This is a genomic window from Sphingopyxis sp. (assembly GCF_036402335.1).
Lineage (GTDB): Bacteria > Pseudomonadota > Alphaproteobacteria > Sphingomonadales > Sphingomonadaceae > Sphingopyxis.
In genome coordinates, this window is the sequence record NZ_DASWTD010000421.1 from 1 (window position 1) to 2498 (window position 2498).

Consider the following 2498-nt stretch of genomic DNA (forward strand, 5'->3'; position numbering starts at 1 on the left):
CACCGGCCTGCCGCTGCGCTGGTCCGGGGGTGGCGGCATCGCCGCGATGATCGCCGCGGGCGCGCAGGACGATCCCGCGCTCGCGCGACTGGAAGCCGCGGGCCCCGTGTCGCTCGTGGACAGTCTCGTCGATCATGTGCCGCCACCCGGCGGGACGCTGCTCGTCGCGCATCCGCGGGCACTGGCGCCGCGCGAACTGGTCGCGATCGATGCGTTCGTGCGCGGCGGCGGTCGCGCGGTCGTCCTCGCCGATGCGCTCTCGGGCTGGCCGGCGCCCTATCCGCTTGGCGATCCGCGCAATCCTCCGGTCACCAGCCTGCTCACGCCGCTGCTCGACCATTGGGGCGTGACGTTGGGTGCCGCGCCTGCGGGGGATGACAGGCTGCTGCCGGTCGATGTCGACGGTGCCCGGCTGAACCTGTTCAGCGCCGGCCGCTTCGATCGCCTGCCGCGCGCCTGTGTCGCCTTTGCGGATCGTCGCGCCGCCCACTGCCAGATCGGCGGCGGCGAGGTGTGGCTGGTGGGCGATGCCGACCTGCTCTTTGCACCGTCCTGGCAGCCTGTCGTCCCGGGCGCGGCGCATCTCCGGCGGGCGGACACGATGGAATGGCTGTCCTCCCGCCTGTGGCACGGCGCCGGGCATGGCCTGCTCCGCCCGGTGTGGATTCGCACTCGCGCCCTCTGAGTCGGCGCTTTCGCCCCATTTCGCCCCGAACACCGATCGCTTTTGGCGGCGCTTTGCGCTGCCTGACCGGTTTTTGGGCATTGATTCAGTCATTTTGCGATGAATGGGGGTTAGATTCCCTATTTCACCCTAAATTACCCCTTTTCACCCCGATCTATAGTTGATAGTCAGGAATCGGAGAGGGGCAATCTCCACCCGGGCCGAACCAGCTGGAATCATGCGATTCCGGGGCCGGGAAAGTTTTGCCCGGTGGCGTGGATACGGGGGGCAAGCGATGGCGATTGTGACGCCCGGCCAGTATGCAGGCACCAGTTTCGCCGCGATCGATGGCAAGGGGCGCATCGCCGTCCCCTCACAGTTCCGCAACAATGTGCCCCTCATTGCGGACGGCCAGCGCGTGCTCTGGGTCGGCTTCCACGAAAAGCTGCCATGCCTCGTCGCCTACGGCCAGGACCAGTATGACCGGCTGAACGGCGAGATCGAGCGTGATCGCGAAACGGCGCGGCTCCGCAACCTCGACTTCGACGAGGACAGCGAGTTCAAGAAGCGCTTCAGTTACACCGAGCCCTACACGCTCGACGACAGCGGTCGCTTCCTTCCCAGCTTCATCCACCGCGACCGCGTCGGCGATGCCGGCGCGACGGCTTTTGTTGGCTCGGGCCGCCGCCTCGAAATCTGGTGGCTGCCGACGCTCGCCGAATGCGCCGAGGCCGACCCGGTGCTCCAGCGCCTGGCGGCGTCATGGGATCAGACGAAAGGGAAGGGGCGCAAGTGACCGATCTCCCCCGCGATCCCCGTCACGATCCGGTCCTCCGTGAAGAAGTCCTCGCCGCGCTCGCCATCGCCCCCGGCGAGCGCCACGTCGATGCGACCTTCGGCGCCGGCGGCTACGCCCGCGCGATGCTCGCCGCGGGCGCCGACGTCGTCGCCTGTGACCGCGACCCCGACGCGATTGCCAGCGGGCAGGCGCTGGTCGCCGAAGCCGGCGGCAAGCTGACGCTGATCCACGGTCGCTTCGGCGAGATCGACCGGTTGCTCGCCGAGCGCGGGATCGATGCGGTCGACGGCATCACCTTCGATATCGGCGTCTCGTCGATGCAGCTCGACCAGGGCGCGCGGGGCTTTTCGTTCCAGAAGGACGGCCCGCTTGACATGCGTATGGCGCAGGAGGGCGAAAGCGCCGCCGACTGGCTGAACAGCGCCGACGAAGGCGACATCGCCGACGTCCTCTTTCATTATGGCGACGAACGCCAGTCGCGCCGCGTGGCGCGCGCAATTGTTGCCGCGCGCCCGCTGACCCGCACCGGCGAACTTGCGACGGTGATCCGCAAGGCGCTGCGGCATCCGCCGGGCGCGCCCAAGGATCCGTCGACGAAAAGCTTTCAGGCGATCCGCATCCACATCAACGGCGAACTCGACGAACTCGTTGCCGGTCTCAATGCCGCCGAACGGCTGCTCCGTCCGGGCGGGCGGCTCGCGGTGGTCAGCTTTCACAGCACCGAGGACCGCATCGTCAAGAATTTCCTGCGCGAACGGAGCGGAGGCGATGCCGCCGGTTCGCGCCACCGGCCCGCGCCGACCCCCTTGGCGCGGGCCGCAACTTTCGAAACCCCGGCGCGCAAGGTGCGGCCGGGCAAGGCCGAGGAGGCACGCAACCCGCGCGCCCGCTCGGCGACACTGCGCAGTGCGGTCCGGACCGCGGCACCCGCTTGGCCGGACAACAGGATGAAGGAGGCAATGTCATGCTGATGGCGGCCCGCAAGCTCCAGGGAATCGGCCTGGTCCTGCTCGTGCTCATCTTCGCGATGATGCT

Annotated in this window: 3 protein-coding genes; all 3 read left to right on the plus strand. The window is 68.5% G+C overall.

All coding sequences use genetic code 11. The features are described 5' to 3' along the window. Window positions 1-685 (plus strand): DUF4350 domain-containing protein (locus VGD20_RS13660; protein WP_331134977.1); only part of this gene is annotated, 685 nt, incomplete at its 5' end. A 274-nt stretch (window positions 686-959) separates the two neighbouring features. Beyond that, window positions 960-1460, plus strand: a complete 501-nt coding sequence (locus tag VGD20_RS13665) for a division/cell wall cluster transcriptional repressor MraZ (RefSeq protein WP_331134978.1) — start codon at window positions 960-962, stop codon at window positions 1458-1460. Beyond that, the gene (gene rsmH / locus VGD20_RS13670; protein WP_414714578.1) at window positions 1457-2434 is read left to right on the plus strand and encodes a 16S rRNA (cytosine(1402)-N(4))-methyltransferase RsmH; all 978 of its coding nucleotides are present in this window, start codon (window positions 1457-1459) and stop codon (window positions 2432-2434) included. The genes VGD20_RS13665 and rsmH overlap by 4 nt, the downstream gene beginning before the upstream one ends. The last annotated feature ends 64 nt before the right edge of the window (window positions 2435-2498 follow it).

Bases quoted from the DNA above. Each gene is read 5' to 3' on its own strand.
- VGD20_RS13665 (WP_331134978.1), top strand. From the start codon at position 960: ATGGCGATTGTGACGCCCGGCCAGTATGCAGGCACCAGTTTCGCCGCG.